Origin of the sequence: Algoriphagus boseongensis (assembly GCF_004362805.1) — a bacterium.
GTDB classification, from domain to species: domain Bacteria; phylum Bacteroidota; class Bacteroidia; order Cytophagales; family Cyclobacteriaceae; genus Algoriphagus; species Algoriphagus boseongensis.
Genome location: NZ_SNYF01000007.1, coordinates 504279 through 524867, shown reverse-complemented (window position 1 = coordinate 524867; position 20589 = coordinate 504279). Strand labels below are relative to the sequence as shown.

The window sequence follows — 20589 nt, the reverse complement described above, 5'->3', positions numbered from 1 at the left end:
CTGAGCTAACCCATTTTTATTCGAAATTCTTATTTTACTTTGTATCTCAAAGTACTTTTAAAATGAAAAAACCCGAACAAGAATTAGCCGAAATCAAAGCCATGATGGAGCGGTCCACCCGCTTCCTTTCCTTAAGTGGCCTTTCAGGTATTTTGGCAGGAATTTATGCGCTGATTGGTGCAGGAATGCTTTGGTATTGGATTTACTCCCCCGCAAGCCTAGGTGCAGTGGAAAGCCAACTTCTTTCAACCAGAGAAATCCTAAATCTGGGTCTGCTTACTGGTTTGGCTGTTTTGATTTTAGCTTTAGGTTCGGCTTACCTGCTTTCTCAAAAAAAGAGTAAAAAGAATGCTCAGAAGTTTTGGTCTCCTGCCGGGAAAAGATTCTTCAGTGCTCTTTTTATTCCGGTGTTTGCAGGAGGACTTTTCTCCTTTGCCTTGATTCACGAAGGTTATTTTCATTTTCTGGCAGCCTCTACCTTGACCTTTTATGGCTTGGGATTATTCAATGCTTCGCATTTCACCTTAAGTGAAATCAAAAATCTGGGTTTGGGACAGGTGATCTTGGGATTGATAGCTGCATTTCATCCTGAATATGGGCTTATTCTTTGGGCCTTGGGCTTTGGAGTTTTGCATGTGATCTACGGATCCATGATGTATTACAAATACGATCGATAAGGTGAAGGGGACTTACGACAAGGCTTTTGAAAATGTAGTTCGGCTGCGCATCATGTCCATTTTGATGGTGAATGAGCAGTTTGACTTCAATTCTTTCAAGGAACTCCTGGATGTAACCGATGGAAATCTGGCCTCCCACCTGAGAAATCTGGAAAACCAAGGTTATATCCAAGTAGAAAAATCCTTCGTTGGCAGAAAGCCTCAAACCAATTATTCCGCCACTCAGGAGGGAAAATCAGCCTTCCAAAGTCATCTGGAATTCCTGGAAAATTTGATCAACCAAAACAAAACCTAAAAAAATTTATCCATTCACTTTGAATTACAAAGTACTTTCAAACAAACAAACCATGAACCCTTTACTTAAATCCCCTCTTGGTCTCGAACCAAATTCTCTCCTTCTCCCGGCCATTTTGGGAGCAATTCTTCCCACCTCCTTGCTCCTATTTCTGATCATTGCCAATTCAGAAAGCTATGCCTTATGGATGGTTTTCCCCTTGCTGATTATCCCAGCCGGAGGAGCTACCGGTGGAATCTTCTTTTACCTCATGGGATTCCATTGGTTTCCTAGCGGAAATACAAAGCTCATTGCCATCCTTTACTCCTGCATAATCTACTTCCTCATTATCTGGATAAGCTCAGTATTGGCCTTTAACCTAACTGGGCATTGGCATTAATACTCCTTCAATTAAATCTACCTTTCCTCTTAATGTTATGAACACTTTTGAAAAACCAACCCCTATCCAAAATCAAAGATCATTCACTGATACTCCAAGTTTTAAGCTTATAGTCATTGGCATTATTGCAGGACTTTTGCTGATTCCCAAATCATTCATTTTGGATCTCATTGACGAAAGATATGTGAGGCTTCAGGATACTGAGATGGAAATACAATCCAAATGGTCAAATGAACAAACTTTAATTGGCCCTTACCTCAAAATTTCATTTTGGGAAAATGTAGAATATTTGGATGGAAAGGAGAAAAAATCCAAAAAGGAAAAAAAACATGCATTCTTCCTTCCAGAAAACTTAGAAATAAAGGGGAATCTTCTTTCAGAATCCCTGCATAGAGGAATTTTTGAAGTTCCGGTTTATACTAATTCAATTTCTCTAGTAGGAAAATTCCCTGAATTACCCCTGGAAAAACTAAAAATCTTACCAGAACAGGTCATTTGGGACGAATCAAAACTATTTCTTCAAATCAGTGACCTGAGAGGATTGGTTGGCACACCAGAATTTCAGGTGAGTGAAGAACTGCTTGAAATGGAGCCATTTTTTAACAGTAATACAGGCGAAGAGGGAATCCAACTCAGCATTCCCAGTGAATATGTGAATTCAGGCTTGTCATTTGTGGGGAATTTAAGCCTTAGAGGAAGTAAAAATTTCTTTGCCACACCCTTAGGAAAGAATACGAAAATGAGTCTGAAAGGCAATTGGAATTCACCAAGTTTCCAAGGCGAATACCTACCTGAATCAAGAACAATTTCAGAAAACGGTTTTGAAAGTTCTTGGCAAGTATCTCACCTAAATCGTCCCTTTGGACAAGAATTTCTTGGAAATTTTCCTGATTTCTCCGGAAGCGGATTTGGAGTAACCCTTTCCGTACCAAATGACCAATACCAGCAAAACATTAGAACGGCTAAATACGCCTTGTTGATCATTGTTTTGAGCTTTCTTGCTTTGTATATGATGGAGCTATTCACCAAAAAAAGTATCCACCCAGTTCAATATACCTTGGTTGGTTTTGCTTTAGTTATTTACTACGTTTTATTGATTGCCTTTTCTGAGCATTTGGGATTTGGACTCGCCTATCTAATAGCATCCGTAGCAACAACACTCCTTTTAGGGTTTTATTCCAAGACGATATTTAAAAAAACCAATCAAACCATTCTATTTTCCAGCATTCTAGGTGCATTTTATGCCTTCATCTTCATTATCATCAAACAGGAAGATTTTGCCTTACTCTTGGGTAGTATTGGGCTATTTATTGCGCTAGCGATCACCATGTACTTATCCAGAAATATAAATTGGGAAAAAGGAAATATGTCTGAATTAAATTCACAAACCTCCCGATCATAAACATTGTAGGCAACCCAAAAATTAAATCACTATGAAAAATCAGATCCAATCAAACATAGATAAGCCATCAGAACTGGAAAAACTCTATCGCAAAAACAAAAGCCATTTTAAGCAGGAATTCAATTCCATTTACCCGGAAATCAAAGGCCAGGCACTGGCGGATTTTTGGAATGAACGATTGAATTTTGAATCGGAATCCATCTCTTGGGGATCTAGAAAGGAATGGCAATTTGTAATCATCGCCGCCTTAATCGCAGGATTCTTTGCCAAGTTTCCCGCCATCTTTTCCATAGATGAAGAATTCTTTTACCCCAGAAATATGGCCTTTGTCGCCTTTCCCTTTGTAAGTGCTTATTTCCTATGGAAAAACAAAACCGACGCTCAGGTTTGGGGAAAAATTGCCGGGATTATCGCCATCAGCTTGGTTTATATCAATTTACTCCCCGACAATTCAGAAAGTGACACCCTTGTCCTTGCCTGCATCCACCTGCCACTTTTGCTTTGGGCAGTATTGGGATTTTCATTTGTTGAAGGCAAGATGGGCTACTTACCAGGCAGGCTGGATTACCTCCGATTCAATGGAGACGCGGTGGTGATGGGCGCGATTCTTTTGCTTTCGGGCTTATTGATGTCCGGAATTACTATTGGACTTTTCGGCTTGATCGGAATCAAAATCGAAAAGTTTTATATGGAATGGATTGCAGTTTTCGGACTGGCTTCAGCTCCTTTGGTAGCCACTCACCTCACCCAAACCAATCCCCAATTGGTCAATAAAGTCTCACCTATCGTGGCCAAAATCTTCAGCCCTCTTGTCCTGATTATGCTGGTGATCTATCTGGGAGCAATTATTTATTCTGGGAAAGACCCCTACAATGACCGGGAGTTTCTCTTGCTCTTCAATATGCTCCTCATCGGGGTGATGGGCTTGATCTTTTTCTCAGTAGCAGAATCAGCCGAAGAAGGAAAAAACAAAATGGGAAATTGGGTATTAATGTCACTGTCTATAATCACGGTAATTGTCAACGGAATTGCCCTTTCGGCAATTGCATTTCGAATTTCAGAATGGGGAATCACTCCCAATCGTATGGCTGTGCTTGGAGTCAATATCCTGATGCTGATTCATCTTTTGATGGTCAGCAAAAACCTCATCCGAACTGTTCAGGGGAAATCAAAACTGGAGGAAGTGGGATTGACCATCGTCCGGTATTTGCCTATTTATTTCCTTTGGACAGCATTGGTGGTATTTGGATTTCCTTGGCTTTTTGGATTTAAATAAAGTTTCAAATTCTAAAAAAGGCCTTTTTCCTAGGGGAAAAGGCCTTTTTCTTTTATTTTCCCACGTACCAATCCATTTCCTGCGGAAATAGTCAGCTCATGCTCAAACTATTCAGAAACCTCAGAAGAAAACTACTAAGCGAAAAAAGACTCAAAAATTACCTCATCTATGCCTTTGGGGAAATTGTCTTAGTGGTCATCGGAATTCTAATCGCCTTAGCAATTAACAATCAAAATCTCCAAAGACAGCGATTGAAAAAAGAACAAACCTATCTCCAAGGCCTGAAAAATGAATTTCAAATCAGTCGTGCAAAATTGGAGGAATTGATCCGGGTCAACCAAAGTAATCTGGATGGAGCAAAGCAAATTCTAAGCTACTGCCGACCAGGTTTGGAAAAACCCACTGAAAAAGAATTTTCTGAACTATTGTACCAAACCTTTGCCTCTGACATTTCCTATAATCCAAATAATTCCCTACTCGAAGAAATGATCAATTCGGGCAGCTTGAAAGATCTGACTGAAAACGAGCTTCGTGTCAAACTCACCAATTGGCTGGCCACCTTAGACGATATATCAAATCAGGAAAATGAACTCTCTGAGCAGAGAAAACTGATTATAAATTCCTTCAGCCAAAATCAATACAGCCTCCGGACAATCCTAGACCAAAGCGGAATTACCGAACAAGTGATTGGCGTTCCTCAGGCAAAGGAATCCGTGAGTAATCTTTCCCTTTTGGATCAGCAGTTTTTTGAAAACAACCTCCTCCAATTTATCCTAGCTACCCAAGCCACAGAAGAAGCTCATTATAAACCTTTATTGAAGGATTTAGAGGCAATCCAGCAAGCAATTGATTTGGCTATTGCTGAATAAAATTGTGGATTCATTCCAAAAATCAATTTCCGACCACCTATACCACCTCGGGCAAACTTGGATAATAATTCGGCCTTTTTTGGCAGAAATGGGTAAATTCACCCCTACTTAAACCAATCAAAAATGAAAAACCTAGCATTCGGGTTGGCTGCAATGTTCTTTGCATCAACTCTGATTTTATCCTCCTGCTCTTCCAATTCAGGAGATTCAGCCGAAACTGCTGACACCACCCAAATGGCTCCTACCAATTTCGGAGGCCTTGCACTTTACACCGTTCGTGATTCTATGGCAAGCAATCCAAAGGCTACACTTCAGGCTGTTGCTGATGCCGGATACGCTTACGTAGAAGCGGCAAACTATGAGGATGGAAAATTCTATGGAATGACTCCTTCTGAATTCAAAGCTTACTTGGAATCCCTCGGTCTAAAAGCCATAAGTGCTCATATGGGCATGGTCAATATGGACAATGCTGACCAATTGATTGCAGATGTGAAAGCTGCCGGAATTTCTTATTTCGTAATTCCAGTCCCTCCTATGGGCATGTTTACTTTTGATCCTGCTACTCGCTCCATGGGTATGAAAGGCACCGCAGATGAGTTGGTTTCCATCATGAATACTTTGGGAGAAAAGTGCTCTCAAGCCGGATTGAAATTACTTTATCACAACCACGACTTCGAATTCAAGCCAATGGCTGACGGAACAGTGATCGAAGACATCCTATTGGAAAAGTGTAACCCAGAGTTTGTCAACTTCCAGATGGATTTGTTTTGGGTGACCAAAGCAGAGGTAGATCCTTTGACCTATTTTGAAAAATATCCGGGAAGATTCAAGGCTTGGCACGTGAAGGACATGAATGCAGAAGGAAACTTCGCTCCTGTCGGAACTGGTCAGATTGACTTTGCAAGAATACTTGCTCAAAAAGCTAAGTCAGGTATGGAATTCTATTTGGTAGAGCAGGACAATACCTTCGGCGTAGACCCTATGGAAGCTATCAAAACCAGCCACGAAGGCTTAAAGAAATTCGGGTTTGAATAAATTCCAACCCAGTGTTAAACATAGAAAGCCGGTTTAAAACCGGCTTTTTTTTGCATTTTTTACTAAAGCAGAATTTCGAAAAAAATAATTTGAAAAAGGAATCAAAAAAAAATCTAACTTATTTACGTTCAGAAAAATAGATCCATATTTTTTCGAATTGGAGATGCCGAAAACCATTTAGAGTAGGCCATCAAAAACTTTGTAATTATGCCAAAATTCGTAATTGAACGAGAAATCCCCGGAGCAGGAAAGTTTTCAGCTGCTGATTTGAAAGCCATCTCTCAAACTTCTTGCGGAGTCCTTTCCAAAATGGGATCGGAAATTCAGTGGGTCCATAGCTATGTGACCGGTGACAAAATTTATTGCATCTACAATGCACCCAATGAAGATATGGTACGAGAGCATGCTACCCAGGGAGGTTTTCCTGCAAATGTGGTCGCTAAAGTAAGTGCCATTATTGATCCCACGACCGCCGAATAATACTTTTTGTTTTCCATGTTGAAGCCGTAGCCCTATTTTTTCGCTACGGCTTTTTTTTGAGCTAAACCTTACTTTCTGAGTTAATCCGGTCTCCAAATTGGCCTTTTATCCCAAAATTCTGGGTAAAACTAGCTTTAGCCCCTATATTTGAAAGCTTCAATGAGTTTGCAAGGGAAACGTTCCCATTTTGGAGCCTTTCCCCAGACCCTTACCACGAAAACAAAACCAATGGAGCAATTTATCTACTCGATCAATAACCTGATCTGGAGTAACGCCTTAATTTTACTATGCCTGGGAGCAGGCATTTATTTTTCTATCCGTACAGGATTTGTTCAAGTCCGATATTTCAGAGAAATGCTTAGGCTTCTTTTCTCCGGAAAATCATCCCAACAAGGAGTTTCCTCTTTCCAGGCTTTTGCTTTGGCACTCTCTGGAAGAATTGGAACAGGAAATATCGCCGGTGTGGCAACCGCAATCGGAATGGGAGGACCGGGATCCATCTTTTGGATGTGGGTGATCGCCTTTTTAGGTTCAGCCTCAGCCTATATCGAAGCCACTTTGGGCCAGATTTATAAGGAAGTCCAAGACGGACAATACCGAGGTGGACCTGCTTTTTATATCGAAAAGGGATTGGGAGTTAAATGGTATGCCGTGCTTTTCGCTTTGGTGACCATGTTGAGTATGTCTTTTCTTCTTCCGGGAGTTCAAAGCAACAGCATCGCCTTGAGCATGAGTACTGCCTTTGAAGTACCTACTGAGATCACGGGATTAGTCGTTTGCCTATTCTTGGCAATGATCATTTTCGGAGGAATTAAGCGAATCGGAAAAGTAGCTGAATTCGTGGTTCCTTTTATGGCCATGGGGTATATCATTTTGGCAGTAGTTATCATCTCTCTGAATTTCTCAGAGATCCCTAATGTATTCAAACTGATCATCAGCTCGGCTTTCAATACCGAAGCTATGTTTTCCGGAGTTTTCGGAATGGCTATTTCTTGGGGAATCAAGCGGGGTATTTATTCCAACGAAGCTGGACAAGGTACCGCCCCACATGCTGCTGCGGCTGCTGAGGTAAGTCACCCAGCTAAGCAGGGTTTGGTTCAGGCTTTCTCAGTCTACATCGATACTTTGTTTGTATGTACTGCGACTGCCTTTATGATCCTTTTCACCGGACAATACAATGTCATGGATCCTGAGGGAGGCTATATCGTGGAAAATCTCCCCGGAATCACTATTGGTCCCGAATTTACCCAGATGGCCATTAGCGAGCATTTTCCTTTGGTAGGTTCAGGATTTGTGGCCATTGCTCTGATGTTCTTTGCCTTTACGACCATTATGGCTTATTACTACATCGCAGAGACCAATTTGAGCTATCTGATGAAGGATAAGCAGCAAAAATGGCCGCTACATGTACTCCGAATTCTGATCTTGATTGCTACCTATTACGGATCTATTCGCACAGCCGAACTTGCATGGACTTTTGGGGACATCGGGGTAGGTTTGATGGCATGGCTGAATGTGATTGCTATTCTTCTCCTGAGAAAACCAGCATTGGCAGCGCTTAAAGACTACAAAAAGCAAAAGGATGCCGGAAAAGATCCGGTTTACAATTTCGAGGGGTTTGACCAGGAATCGTCGGAAAAATAAAACTAAAGCAGGGCTAATCCCCTGCTTTTTTTGTTTCTGACCCTTCGCATCCTGATAGTCTTTCTGGAAAGATTCCTTATCTTTTTTAATTCCTAATCCAGATTGACCATGCCGATTTTCCTGCTTTTTCTTTTACTAGCTCCCCTTTTCCCCAATCCGGAAAAACCTGATGCCAAGCCCAATATCGTTTTGATTCTGGCGGATGATCTGGGTTGGTCGGATATAGGATGCTATGGAAGCGAAGTCGAAACACCCAATCTGGACTGGCTGGCAGAAAATGGAGTGCGCTTCACCCAGATGTACAATACCTCAAAGTGCAATCCTTCCAGAGCTGCACTGATGACAGGACTCTATGCTCAGGAAGTGGGCTACGAAGCCACCTATAACCAGCCCTTGAAAAATGGAATTACACTCGGGGAACTCCTTCAATCAGCTGGATACCGTACCCTTTGGGCAGGAAAGCATCACGGCTTTGATCATCCCATGGATAGAGGTTTTGACAGATATTATGGACTCAAAGAAGGGGCATCCAATCATTTCAATCCCGGTCCAAAAAGAGAAGGGGAAGCCCAGCCTGCCCAAAAAAGACCTGACCGACCTTTCTATGAGGACCGAACTCTCTATCAACCCTATTCCCCTCCCAAAGACTATTACTCTACAGACTATTTTACCAAGTTTGCCTTGTCTTGGTTGGAAGAATACAAGGCAGAAGAAAATCCATTTTTCCTTTACCTGGCCTACACAGCCCCTCATGATCCTTTAATGGCTTGGCCGGAAGACATTGCCAAATACAAAGGAAAATACAAAGCAGGCTATGAAGCTATCCGGGCTGCCCGATTCGAAAAGCAGAAAAAATTGGGATTGATAGACCCTAATCTTCCCCTGAGTGAAGCCTCCCACATTCCATGGAATTCTCTTTCTGATTCCTTGAAAAGGATTGAAGAGCAGAAAATGGAAGTGTACGCTGCCATGATTGACCGTATGGATCAAAAGATAGGAGAAGTGATCCAAAAACTTCGTGAGATAGGCAAACTGGAAAATACCGTCTTTATTTTTCTCTCAGATAATGGAGCCTCGGCTGAAATGGTAACTATTCCGGGAGATGGCAAGATCGGAACTGTTGGCCAATGGACTTCCTTGGGACAGGATTGGGCTAATGTGGGCAACACTCCTCTCCGCCTCTACAAAAACTACTCCCACGAAGGAGGAATCAAAACTCCTCTAATCATCTCATGGCCCAAAGGATTGAAGCAGAAGAATGCGATCAGTCCATTCCCGGCTCATTTGATTGATATTTTACCCACTTTGGCAGACTTGGCAGATGCGGAGTATCCTGAGGAGTTGAATGGAGAGAAGATTTTACCCAGCTCAGGGCTTAGTTTGCTTCCAGCGGCAAATGGCCAGGTTTCTGACAGAAACGCTCCCCTATTTTGGGAATGGTCAGTGGGAAAGGCCGTAAGAAAAGGAAACTGGAAACTGGTAGCGTACGGCAAATCAGCAGAGTGGGAATTGTATGACTTGAGTCAAGATCCTTATGAAACCAACAATTTAGCCAATGAGAATTCGGGAAAGGTTCAGGAGCTTTCTGCTTTGTTTTCGGACTGGAAAAAGAAAGTCAGCAACCCCTAGCCTTGGACTTTTGTCACTGGAAAATCGATGGAGTAGAGCTAATTTCAAGGAATGGGAAGTTCCAACACAGTTATTGTCGTCGTAGTCATTTTAGCCGCACATTTCCTTTTTGGAATTGGGTATTTGCTTTACAAGGTGATGGGGAAGAGTGAGAAAAAAGAAGAGGAGAAGTAGTTTTAATTTATATTCTGTTGAGCCTCTAACTTTTAATAATTCTCACAGATAATCACAGATTCCCACAGATTTTACTGAATCCCCTCCTTCTTTACTGATCACTTCATCCTGCCATCTGCCCACTGCCTACTGATAACTGCATACTGCCCCCTGCCTACTGCCTACTGATCACTGCCTACTGCCCCCTATCAACTCTTCAACACCAACACCTTTTCCTCATCAAAATGCAAATACACCCGATCTCCAATCTTGTATTTGCGGACAGGATCATCCACTTCCCAGATTTCTCCTCCATTTTTCAGGCGAACCAAAAGGGAATTGTAATGGACTAAAAAACGGCTATCGATCACATGACCAAGGATTTCCCCCTTGGTGCGGAGTCGGATATCGGAAGGTCGGATATAGCTATTGAAGCGGTCTGGAATCAGGTTGATCGATGAAAAAAGCCGAGCGACATATCTGGACTTGGGATGCTCGCAAAGGTCTTTGGAATTGCCTTTCTGAACTACCTTCCCTTTTTGCAAAATCACCACAGAATCTGTCAAGCGAAGTGCATCATCCAAATCGTGGGTCACAAAGATTACTGTAGTCCCCATCTCCTGAAGAAGTTCTTTCAATTCTAAAATCAACTTTCTCTTCTGGATTGCATCCAAATGGGAAAAGGGTTCATCCAAAAGCAATACCTCCGGCTCCACCGCCAAGGCCTGAGCAATCGCTACTTTCTGCTGCTGTCCTCCACTGAGTTGCCTCGGCAATCGCTCCTTATAGGCATTCAATCCCAACTGATCTAGGAGTCGCTGAATGCGCTGCTCTCGATAGTTCACATCAAATTGCAAAAGAGGCCTCGCGATATTTTCCTCCACGGTCACTGCAGGAAAAAGCTGGTAATCCTGATGAATCAACTTGATCTCATCGTATCCAGGCACCAACTTCTGACTTGGATTGAGAATCTTCTGATCTCCCAACCAAACCTCTCCGCTTGTCTGGGCAGTCAACCCGGCTGCAATCCGAAGCAGGGTACTCTTTCCGGAACCACTCTCTCCCACGATGGCAATCATCTCTCCTTTTTCCAACTCTAAAGTGAATTCCTGCAATGCAGTCTGTGAATCGTAAGTTTTGGTGATTTGGCGGAGGGAAAAGTAGGACATTTGGGAGAGTTTAAAGGGTTAAGTTTAAAGTTAGGTGTTTGGTATTCGATAATAATTGAAAAATCGGAGGATAAGAAACTTTTTATAAATCCCCCTAGCCCCCTTTAAGAAAGGGGGAGTCCGGCCACTTTGAACCTCAAGCTTTTGGCAGGCCCAAGCTAAGCTTACTTTTGATTTCTTATTTCTGAATTAAATGCGAACAAATTCCCCCTTAGCAAGGGGGTAAGGGGGATTGGACTACCTTTCACTACAAACTCTCCTTTACCTTTTTAGGCAAACTATCCCGAATCAATTCATAACTATGCTTAGCCAGCTCAAGAATCAAGGCATCCGGCACATTCCCCTTGGTACTGACTGAATTCCAAAGCTTTTTATTCATATGATAGCCGGGAGTGATTCCAGGATATTGCTCTCTGAGTTCGACTGCGCGCTCGGGATCGCATTTCAGATTGACATAGGGAAAAGTCTCCAAATCCATCAGGGCAAAAATCTTTCCTCCCACCCGAAAAACCAGCACATCCGGCCCAAAGGGAGTGTCCTCGGTCACATGGGGGAGATTCAGGCAATAGTCTCGGAAGTAGTCGAGCGTCATGAGGTGAAAGTTTAAAGGGTAAAGTTTAAAGTTTTTAGTGGGATGTCGGATGACCGGTGTCCGATGACCGATGTTGGTTGTTCGAAGTTCGATATTCGATGTTCGATGTTCAATATTTTATTTCGGTTTTTCCTTCAGCAATTCTCTCCACGTCTTTGCGGTTAAAGAAATGAAGCTATTGAATTTAAAAAAATTTGCTTCTCTCGTCAATTAGCTAGGAATCAAGCCTATCCTGTTTTATCTTTTTGAATGATTTTTAGTACCAAACTCCCCAGCCTTCCTTTTTCACTAGCCTCATATTGATGAATTCCCTACCAAAAACTAGAATAGCTTCGATTGATTTGTTAAAAGGATTGGTGATGGTGATCATGGCCCTCGACCACGTTCGGGACTATTTTCATGCCTCGGCCTATCTATTTGACCCGACTGATCCTACCCAGTCCAATCTGATCCTGTTTTTCACCCGATTCATTACCCACTTTTGTGCCCCAACTTTCTGCTTTCTGGCAGGACTTTCGGCCTTTATGGTGAGTCGGAGAAAAACGAAGGCAGAACTCAGCAGCTTTCTGATCAAGCGGGGACTCTGGCTGGTATTCCTGGAATTTACAGTAGTCGTCTTTGCCTGGCAGTTTGATCCCTACTTTCGAATGAATGGATTTGGGGTGATTTCCATGCTTGGCTCCTCCATGATCATCCTTGCAGGATTAATTCATCTTCCCAGAAATCTGGTGCTCGGGATGAGCATTCTAGTGATTCTGGGACATAATCTCCTGGACTCCATCCAGCATCCCGGGAGCATGGTTTGGGGGCTAATCCATCAGCAGGACATGATCACCTATCCCAGTGGATTGGTCTGGTACAATGACTATCCCCTAGTTCCTTGGTTTGCAGTGATGGCCCTGGGCTTTTGTTTTGGCGACTTTTATTCGGCTTCCTTTACTCCGGAAAAGAGAAAAAAAACCTTTACCCAAATAGGTTTGGGTGCCCTGGTTTTGTTTTTCCTGCTTAGAGCCACCAATTTCTATGGGGATTCCAACCTCTGGGTCAACTATGAAAATCTGGACCAGAGCCTCATGTCTTTTCTCCAAGTCAGCAAATACCCACCTTCCCTACTCTTCCTCCTGGTAACCCTAAGCGGGATGCTGCTTTTCTTGGGCAATACGGAGAAGTTTAAAGGGCCAATCGTTCAATTCTTCACTGTGTTTGGACGGGTTCCTTTCTTCTTTTACATCTTCCACCTCTACCTGATTCATGCCTTGGCGGCGGTCATTGGCTATTTCGTGGGATATGGCTGGATGCTTTTGGTCTTGCCTGACTGGATCTTAGAACTCCCTTATCTCCAAGGTTATGGATACAGCTTGGGTGTGGTCTATCTGGTTTGGATTGGCGTGATTGCTTTCTCCTATTTCCTCTGCAAAAAATACGATCGATACAAAACCCAGCATCCTGAAAAGTGGTGGCTGAGCTATTTATAAACTAACCCCTTTTTTAAAAATCAATATGAAAGAAAATAAATCAAACTCCCGAAGAGATTTCCTGAAATCATCCACTCTCCTGACCTCCGCGACATTAGGCATGGCGAGTATTCCATTGGTTACTTCTGCCAGTCCTCTTCGGGCGGACAACCGAGAAAATGTCATCGGTCCAAGAGATGGGTATTCCCCACAGCTGGGTACGCTGGTCTCCATGCTGACCTGGATGAGAAATGTAATTCTGATGCCGGTAATGGACCTTGATACCGAACAATTGGATTACCTACTGGACGAACAATCCAATTCTATAGGCTCCATGCTCCTGCATCTGGCAGCTACGGAGCGCTTTTATCAGGTGCATACCCTGGAAGGAAAAGCTTGGGGAGACTGGAGTAAAAAAGACAAGGATAGATTTGAAGTAGCGATGAATCTGGGAGAAGATGCCCGCCAAAAAATCAAAGGCAATTCCCTTGACTTTTACTTGAGCACCTTGGAAGAGGTGCGGGAGATTTCCCTCACTGAATTCAAAAAAAGGGATGATGAGTGGCTAATGAAGGTAGATGAATCCTGGCCTTGGGGACCTACCAATAATTACTGCAAGTGGTTTCATGTCTGCGAGCACGAATCCAACCACAATGGTCAGTTTAAATACATCCGGGGCCGACTTCCAGAACAATAAGCGCTGAATTCTCCCTTTTTTATCAAGAACTTTTCAGTTCGGCTAAAACCAATTCTTCAGACTTTCAAATCCTCAAACGCCATGAAAAAAATCCTTCTTGTCGTCTTCCTTTTTACTTCCCTGAGCACTTTTGGACAAAAGTACCCTTTCAATATTCGAACTATTACCGCGGGAGTTACCCTGAAAGACCTATCAGACACGGTGACTGTCCATGAGGCAATTGCTTTTCTAAAGGAGGCCAAAGCGGAATACACGGAGCTAGGCTATGAGGTGCAAACCCTCCGCCTAGTAACCCAAAATCTCCACGAACTTCTGGGAAACAAAAGCCACTCAGAAGCCCTTCCTTTCCTCAAAATCCTTGATCAAATCGCCGTCAGGGAAGAGTTGATGCTCTCCATCGGAGAACTCCTCCCTCCCGATGAATACGACCCTGCTATCGCCGACTGGACCGTAACCCTAATCACTCAAACCCAAAATCTTTACTTCAGCTTGCCCATCTCAACAAGTGAAAAAGGAGCTTTTCCCAATTCCATCCGGGCGGCAGCGGAAATTGCCAAGGCTCTTTCCGAGAACAGCGCGGGAGGGGAAGCCAACTTCCGCTTTACGGCTTCGGCCAACTGCCCTTCGGAAATCCCCTTCTTTCCAGCTGCCACCCACCGGGGAGCCCGAAGCTTCGGCATCGGAGTAGAAACCCCGAATATCTTGAGGGAAGTGTTCCAGCACTCTGACTGGAGCAATGCCCAAACCAATCTCAAAACCACACTGGAATCCCATCTCAAACCTCTGGAGGGGATCGCCCAAAGAATCGCCCAATCCAAGAACTGGACCTATAACGGGATAGATACCTCCCCTGCTCCCGGTCCGGGAGCAAGTATAGGAGAAGCCATAGAAACACTTACCCAACAGCCCTTCGGGGGGCCATCCACACTTAGAGCCTGTGCCTTGATCACGGATGTATTGAAAGGCTTGGACCTGAAAATCCTGGGCTATTCCGGCCTGATGCTTCCGATCATAGAAGACAATGTCTTGGCTCAGCGGAATATGGAAAACCGCTTTACCATTCAGGAACTCTTATTGTTTTCTTCTGTATCCGGTACCGGACTGGATGTAGTACCTATCCCCGGAGATACTCCTGTGGAAGCTATCGAGCGGATCTATGCAGATGTGGCAGCACTCTCCCTGAAGTATACCAACAAGGCCCTTTCCGCCCGACTCTTTCTGATCCCCGGCAAGCTAGCCGGAGAACTCGCCACCTTCACCAATCCTTTCCTGACTGCTTCTACCGTGATGAAGGTGGAATAAGTATATTCAAATTCCCTTTAGCCATTTAGAGAAAACCCTAAACGCAATGAGAATCCTCTTTTTAATCTTAGTCTTTCTTCATGCTTTAATCCATCTGCTGGGATTTATCAAAGGCTTCGGCCTCAAAGAAGTCAAGGAATTAAGCCTTCCGATCTCCAAACCCATGGGATTCCTCTGGCTGATGGCAGCAGGAGTGCTGCTGCTCTATGCGATTTCCTATCTAAGCCAATGGAAATACTCCTGGCTGATCGGCTTACTGGCTGTTGTACTCTCCCAAGTCCTGATCGTGATCTTCTGGAAGGATGCCAAGTTCGCAACCCTACCCAACCTGCTGATCTTGCTTGTCTCCCTGATGGCTTGGGGTCAGTACCAGTTTAGCCGAATGGTGGAAAAAGAAACCGCAGCCTTACTCCAAACTTCCCAAGCTCCAAGCACTGAAGTAATTCAGGAAAAAGATCTGGAAGAGCTACCCGAACCTGTAAAGAACTGGCTTCGTCAGTCGGGAATGCTTGGAAAACCCCGAATCCATATCGCAAAGGTCATCCAGGAAGCAGAGATGCAACTCAAACCCGATCAGAACTGGATGAGTGCCCAAGCCATCCAATACAGCACTCTGGATTCCCCGGGCTTTATCTGGAGCGTAGAGGTAAAGATGAATGGATTCCTGAGTTTTCGGGGAAGGGATAAGTACGAGGAAGGAAAAGGTCAGATGCTGATCAAACTCAACTCCCTGATTCCTATCGTAAACGAACAGGGAGAAAAACTGGACGAGGGCACCTTGCAGCGCTTTTTGGGAGAAATGGTCTGGTTTCCCTCCTTCGCCCTGAGTCCATACTTACGCTGGGAAACTCTCAGTGACAGCAGTGCAAAAGCCACCCTAAGCTATGGAGAGATCGAAGGCAGTGGCATCTTCGAATTCAACTCCAAGGGAGAAGTCACTAAGTTTTCTGCCCTACGCTATCAGGGAAATAAGCCGGATGCCCAAAGAAAGGAATGGATTATGGATATCGAGGACTATGAAACTTTCGAAGGCATCCAAGTCCCCAGTAAAGTCCACTCTACTTGGAAAGATCCAAACCAAAGCTGGACCTGGCTGAAGCTTCAAGTCAAGGAGATCCGCTACAACCAAAATGCCCTGAACTAACAAAAAATACCAACTAGTGGGTATTGAAATCTTAATGATATATTTTTTCTTTTGAAGAGTCTTTAATCAAAAGGTTTTGAATATTAAAACGGGCATTTTTTTTAAAATTTCAACGATAAAAAAAGCATTATGCAATTTTCTCTAAAATATTATAAATCAACTATTCTTGTCCCTGTTATTCTTGTTCTTGCCTTAATTTTTGATAGTTTTATATCGACTCTTATTAATTGCTTTCCAAACATTGAAATTATTAGAGCACCTAGTAATTCTGCATTGATTGCATTATTCCTTGGTATTCACAATCAATACCTTTGGCATTTACCTATTTTTAACAAATTGGTTAATATCCCAGATATGCGCGGAAGGTACTCTGGAAAAATCAAATCCAACTGGAATGGCGAGAACAAAATCAAAGATTGTAAGATCGAGATAAGTCAGACAGCATCTTCCATTTCAATTCGCTCCTATTTCAACAACGAAGAGGGCGAAAAGACCTCTTCGAAAAGCCTTATCGAGCAAATAAAAGAGGAAGATGGCTTTTATCAACTTTATTTTTTTTATTTAAATACAGGTACCCTGGAGAATAGTTCCCTAGATTGCCATGAGGGAGCAAATTCATTTAAATTTATTCCTAGCACCAAAGATAAAAAAGCGAAATTGATTGGAAACTATTTTACAAATAGACAAGTCCAAACAAAAGGAATCATAGAAGTTGAATTTGAATCAAAGAAATTAAGAGGAGAATTTTAAATAAAATAATTAGAATGGCTAACTGTCACAATTTATTTCTAGACTTCAATAGGAGAATCCAGCTTTCAGAAGAAAAAAGGATTACACTAATTGAAGCAAGGGACTCCCTTAGAACAAGGATAAGTAGTTCTTTCTTCGGTATTACAAAAAAAGACAATTTTAACCACAAACTAGATTTTCAAAGCCAAGGTTCTTTTGTTATGGATACCATTATTCAACCAAAAGATGATGATTTTGATTTGGATGATGGAATTTACTTAATAGGATCTTTAAATAAGAAAGATAGACCTTCTGTAAAACAGTACCATAAATGGGTTATTGAGTCAATTGGACAATTTTCAGGAGTAGAAAAAATTGAAGAAAAAACTTCATGTATTCGTGTAAAATATAAAAATCTAAGCGGGAAAGACGCTGGCTTTCATATTGATTTACCATGCTATTATACTGATAATATAGAATGTCCAGACCTTGGATGCCTTGAAAATGAATGGACGTTAAGTAACCCAGTTGAATTTATAGAATGGTTTGAGAAAAAAACAGAATCTGGTTTCAAAAAAGCATTTTTGTATGAATCATTATCCTTCAAGAATGAATATAAAAGTTGGTTATCTGATATTAGAAAAAAAGATGTTCAGTTAAGAAGAATAGTTCGATATCTTAAAGCATGGGGAGACGAATTAAGAGGAGAAATGCCACCAGGAATAGTTATGACAATTTTAGCAGGAGAGAATTATTGCCCTAATGAACGAGATGATTTATCCCTTAGGGATACTTTAACTAGTATAAAAAGTTGGTTGCATGGAAATGGTTTCAAGTGTCCAAGACCAACAGAACCAAAAGGTCAAGACTTATTTGAAAATTATTCTGATACCCGAAAGAAATATTTTTCAGATAGACTTGATTCATTCATAAACAGAGCAAAACAGGCAATTAATAATCAAAACCAAAAAGAAGCCTGTTTATTATGGAAGCAATCACTAGGAAATAGATTTCCTTGTAGCCTAGCAATAGATGAAATAGAAGGTGCAAAACAATATATTGGACCTGCAGTCATAAAATCAGATGATTCAAGAAGCGCCAAATGATTAATTTTGAAGAAGAAAAAAAAAATGCACTTGAAGCTTTAAGCGATCAATATGAAATCTTAGTCCTTGAAAATAAATCTTTAGAGATTCCAGGAAAACACAAATTATCTCACTATTGGCAAGTAAAGGTTCCAGTTGATTCAATTTTATTTGAATTTGATTTTTTGAATTTAATTGTAGGAATTCCCCAAGAATTCCCATTGGTTTTACCAAAAATTTTTTTACCGAGAAATTATAACGGAAAATTACTATTTCTACCTCATGTTGATCAAAATAGATTAATATGTACTTATGATGAAGAAAGGTCCATACCTAACCCAAACAAACCAATCCAACAGATTCAATTTTGCTTGTTAAAAGCAAAAAAAATATTAGAAGCCGGATTAAAGGAAGAAAATTTTGAAGATTATAAAGATGAATTTATTGCATATTGGGAACAGACATATGAAAATGAGGAATCTAAAGTTAGCGGTGTACTTTCTTTTATAAATGAAGAACTTACAGAAGGAACTGAAATAAGTTTTTTGGTTTTAGACAATAAACTTGGAATATTTGATTATATACTACTAGGAAATAGCCAAAATTCAAAAAAAATTCAATATTTTTTGGATGAATGGAATTATAAGTATAATGAATCACGAGCATTCTTTGTAGGAAAAATAGATTTTAAAAAACCACCATTTGAATTAAAAAACAAAGATTTAAACAAACATATACGTCTTAAAGAAAGAAGATTACAAAATCAATTTTTTAAGTTTCTAAGTCTAAACCAAGGTTCAAAAATTGTTTTATTTGATACAGGATTAGAAGGAACAAGAAGTATCCAAGGATTAAAAATCGGTCAACTACCAATTTCAGGTAATGGATTTAGAAAAGGAAAAATCAGTGCAAAATTGGCATTTCAATCTATAGAATCTCAAAAAAAAATTACTCGACTATCAATTATTCCAATAGATTCAAATCGACTTCATATAAGAACGGCAGGTGTTGTTAACAATTTTAGAAAAGAAAATCGATTTGTGATTGCTGGTTTAGGAAGCATAGGTTCAAATCTAATGTATTTTCTTTCCTCCTTTCCAAATCCATCTTTTAACATAATTGATCCAGATTCTATTCAAACTGAAAATATATCTAGACATTTCTTAGGACTTAATTATACTGGAAGATCAAAAGTTAAAGCATTGAAATACTTTTTTCAACATTACAATCCAAATATTGAAATAATATCCTCCATAGGTTCTATTATCACTGAAATTGAAAATTCTCCAGAGACCATAAATAAATATGACTTACTTTTTGTTTGCATAGGAAATTGGAATATTGAAAAATGGATATCAGATGCCCAAATTGAAAAAAAAATTAAAATACCCATTTGTTTCATTTGGGTTGAACCTTACCTTCTAGGAGGGCATGCATTATATATTCATCCCAATGATAACCGATTCAAGGAATTTTTTAATGAAAATGATTTATTTGAAAGAAATATTATTTCTTCAACTGAGTATTTAGCAGGTAATAAATTGCTTTCCTTAAGGGAGTCAGGATGTCAATCATCTTACAGACCTTATTCTAAAGAAAAAGTAATCATGTTTTTATCCAAATTATTCCCACATTTAAAATCTTGGATTGAGGAAAAGCCAACTAAATCAGAATCTTTTACCTGGAAGGGTTATGAAGAAGAATCATTGAAAGGTCAAATAAAATTTGAAGATTGGGTATATGATTTTAAAGATGAAACTTTGATTTCTCATAGATGAAAGAATTTTTAATAGGACAATACAATATAGTTCTAAGTGAAAATCTAATTGAACTTATTTATAACTACAGGCAAATTGAAAAAGGAAAACCTGAATCAGGTGGAATTCTTTTAGGCCAAAAAAAGGATAATATAATTTATTTGTTAAGGGCAAGTACTCCAAACAATAAAGATAAGTTCCATAGAACAGGATTTACTAGAAACAAAGAAATTGCCCAATCAATAATAAACTATGAATTTTATAATAGTGGAAAAAAAACAATATATTTAGGTGAATGGCATTCTCACCCTGAGAATTTTCCAACACCTTCAAATCAGGATATGAGAATGATTAAAGACCAATTCGAAAAAAATGATTTAAATGAAAAATTTATTTTTTTAATAATTGTAGGAATTGAAAGTTTATATATTGGAATTTTAGATAATGTAGGAATAGAAAAAACAAATATTGCATGGACCTCATTAAAAGAAAATTTCTCAAAAATAGATTAGTTAAAACATAAAAAATTCTTATTATTTTAATTATTTTTTTAAGAAGTTTATTTATCTTCTTTTGGAAGTAAAATTATTATTTAAACTAATCGGAATTTCCAACTCCGCTTTTTTATTTCCAAAAATTTCCAATTCCCATTCAATCCCTAAAATTCTAAATCCAATCTAAAAGCCTAAACATCTGAGCTTTTTACCCAAAGCTTCCAGTTCTGAGCTGAAACATGCAGGCTTTTTGGGGAAAGTTCCAGGCTTTTTACTGAAACCTTGCCGCTCTGAGCCGAAATGCCCGAGCTCTGAGCTGAAGAGTTG

The 20589-nt window shown here is 40.7% G+C and carries 21 protein-coding genes; 19 read left to right on the top strand and 2 right to left on the bottom strand.

Going from position 1 to position 20589, the window contains the following annotated elements; genetic code table 11:
• Window positions 1-62 precede the first annotated feature (62 nt).
• The 11 genes from DFQ04_RS13710 to DFQ04_RS18470 all read left to right on the top strand — a co-directional run bounded on the left by DFQ04_RS13710 (window position 63) and on the right by DFQ04_RS18470 (window position 9860).
• Window positions 63-677, top strand: coding sequence for a hypothetical protein (locus DFQ04_RS13710; protein ID WP_133556774.1), 615 nt, complete (start codon window positions 63-65; stop codon window positions 675-677).
• A gap of 1 nt (window position 678) precedes the next feature.
• Entirely contained in the window at window positions 679-972 is a 294-nt protein-coding gene (locus tag DFQ04_RS13705) for a winged helix-turn-helix domain-containing protein (protein ID WP_133556773.1), read from the top strand.
• 52 nt (window positions 973-1024) lie between these two features.
• Complete coding sequence (locus DFQ04_RS13700) at window positions 1025-1351, top strand: hypothetical protein (RefSeq protein WP_133556771.1); 327 nt, start codon at window positions 1025-1027, stop codon at window positions 1349-1351.
• 37 nt (window positions 1352-1388) lie between these two features.
• Window positions 1389-2753 (top strand): cell envelope integrity protein CreD, encoded by a 1365-nt coding sequence (gene creD / locus DFQ04_RS13695; protein WP_133556770.1) that lies wholly within the window; start codon window positions 1389-1391, stop codon window positions 2751-2753.
• Window positions 2754-2784: 31 nt separating this feature from the next.
• Window positions 2785-4029: a DUF4153 domain-containing protein gene (locus tag DFQ04_RS13690; RefSeq protein WP_133556768.1), complete on the top strand. Its 1245-nt coding sequence runs from the start codon at window positions 2785-2787 to the stop codon at window positions 4027-4029.
• Between the two features lie 98 nt (window positions 4030-4127).
• Window positions 4128-4898 (top strand): DUF6090 family protein, encoded by a 771-nt coding sequence (locus DFQ04_RS13685; RefSeq protein WP_133556766.1) that lies wholly within the window; start codon window positions 4128-4130, stop codon window positions 4896-4898.
• A gap of 123 nt (window positions 4899-5021) precedes the next feature.
• Window positions 5022-5933 (top strand): sugar phosphate isomerase/epimerase family protein, encoded by a 912-nt coding sequence (locus tag DFQ04_RS13680; RefSeq protein WP_208110538.1) that lies wholly within the window; start codon window positions 5022-5024, stop codon window positions 5931-5933.
• Window positions 5934-6140: 207 nt separating this feature from the next.
• Window positions 6141-6413 (top strand): DUF4242 domain-containing protein, encoded by a 273-nt coding sequence (locus tag DFQ04_RS13675; RefSeq protein ID WP_133556765.1) that lies wholly within the window; start codon window positions 6141-6143, stop codon window positions 6411-6413.
• A 228-nt stretch (window positions 6414-6641) separates the two neighbouring features.
• Window positions 6642-8057 carry an alanine/glycine:cation symporter family protein gene (locus DFQ04_RS13670; RefSeq protein ID WP_133556763.1) on the top strand — a complete coding sequence of 472 codons (1416 nt, stop codon included), beginning with the start codon at window positions 6642-6644 and terminating at the stop codon, window positions 8055-8057.
• Between the two features lie 108 nt (window positions 8058-8165).
• Window positions 8166-9686 (top strand): arylsulfatase, encoded by a 1521-nt coding sequence (locus tag DFQ04_RS13665; protein WP_133556761.1) that lies wholly within the window; start codon window positions 8166-8168, stop codon window positions 9684-9686.
• 51 nt (window positions 9687-9737) lie between these two features.
• Window positions 9738-9860 carry a hypothetical protein gene (locus tag DFQ04_RS18470; RefSeq protein WP_262709443.1) on the top strand — a complete coding sequence of 41 codons (123 nt, stop codon included), beginning with the start codon at window positions 9738-9740 and terminating at the stop codon, window positions 9858-9860.
• 188 nt (window positions 9861-10048) lie between these two features.
• On the opposite strand, the gene DFQ04_RS13660 is transcribed toward DFQ04_RS18470, so the two are convergent.
• Window positions 10049-11008, bottom strand: coding sequence for an ABC transporter ATP-binding protein (locus DFQ04_RS13660; protein WP_133556759.1), 960 nt, complete (start codon window positions 11006-11008; stop codon window positions 10049-10051).
• Between the two features lie 247 nt (window positions 11009-11255).
• On the bottom strand, window positions 11256-11600 hold the full coding sequence (locus DFQ04_RS13655; RefSeq protein ID WP_133556757.1) for an MmcQ/YjbR family DNA-binding protein: 345 nt from the start codon (window positions 11598-11600) through the stop codon (window positions 11256-11258).
• A 302-nt stretch (window positions 11601-11902) separates the two neighbouring features.
• Here DFQ04_RS13655 and DFQ04_RS13650 point away from each other — a divergent pair, with 302 nt between their 5' ends.
• The 8 genes from DFQ04_RS13650 to DFQ04_RS13615 all read left to right on the top strand — a co-directional run bounded on the left by DFQ04_RS13650 (window position 11903) and on the right by DFQ04_RS13615 (window position 20280).
• On the top strand, window positions 11903-13075 hold the full coding sequence (locus DFQ04_RS13650; RefSeq protein WP_133556755.1) for a DUF1624 domain-containing protein: 1173 nt from the start codon (window positions 11903-11905) through the stop codon (window positions 13073-13075).
• A gap of 25 nt (window positions 13076-13100) precedes the next feature.
• Entirely contained in the window at window positions 13101-13751 is a 651-nt protein-coding gene (locus DFQ04_RS13645; protein ID WP_133556753.1) for a DinB family protein, read from the top strand.
• 81 nt (window positions 13752-13832) lie between these two features.
• Window positions 13833-15053: a DUF711 family protein gene (locus DFQ04_RS13640; RefSeq protein ID WP_133556751.1), complete on the top strand. Its 1221-nt coding sequence runs from the start codon at window positions 13833-13835 to the stop codon at window positions 15051-15053.
• 46 nt (window positions 15054-15099) lie between these two features.
• Complete coding sequence (locus DFQ04_RS13635; RefSeq protein ID WP_133556749.1) at window positions 15100-16197, top strand: DUF6544 family protein; 1098 nt, start codon at window positions 15100-15102, stop codon at window positions 16195-16197.
• A 129-nt stretch (window positions 16198-16326) separates the two neighbouring features.
• Window positions 16327-16947 carry a Cap15 family cyclic dinucleotide receptor domain-containing protein gene (locus DFQ04_RS13630; protein WP_133556747.1) on the top strand — a complete coding sequence of 207 codons (621 nt, stop codon included), beginning with the start codon at window positions 16327-16329 and terminating at the stop codon, window positions 16945-16947.
• Between the two features lie 14 nt (window positions 16948-16961).
• On the top strand, window positions 16962-18032 hold the full coding sequence (locus tag DFQ04_RS13625; protein ID WP_133556745.1) for a cyclic GMP-AMP synthase DncV-like nucleotidyltransferase: 1071 nt from the start codon (window positions 16962-16964) through the stop codon (window positions 18030-18032).
• A complete protein-coding gene (locus DFQ04_RS13620) occupies window positions 18029-19789 on the top strand; it encodes a ThiF family adenylyltransferase (protein ID WP_133556743.1) in 1761 nt (586 codons plus the stop codon). The genes DFQ04_RS13625 and DFQ04_RS13620 overlap by 4 nt, the downstream gene beginning before the upstream one ends.
• Entirely contained in the window at window positions 19786-20280 is a 495-nt protein-coding gene (locus DFQ04_RS13615; protein WP_133556741.1) for a Mov34/MPN/PAD-1 family protein, read from the top strand. Before DFQ04_RS13620 ends, DFQ04_RS13615 begins: the two co-directional genes overlap by 4 nt.
• The last annotated feature ends 309 nt before the right edge of the window (window positions 20281-20589 follow it).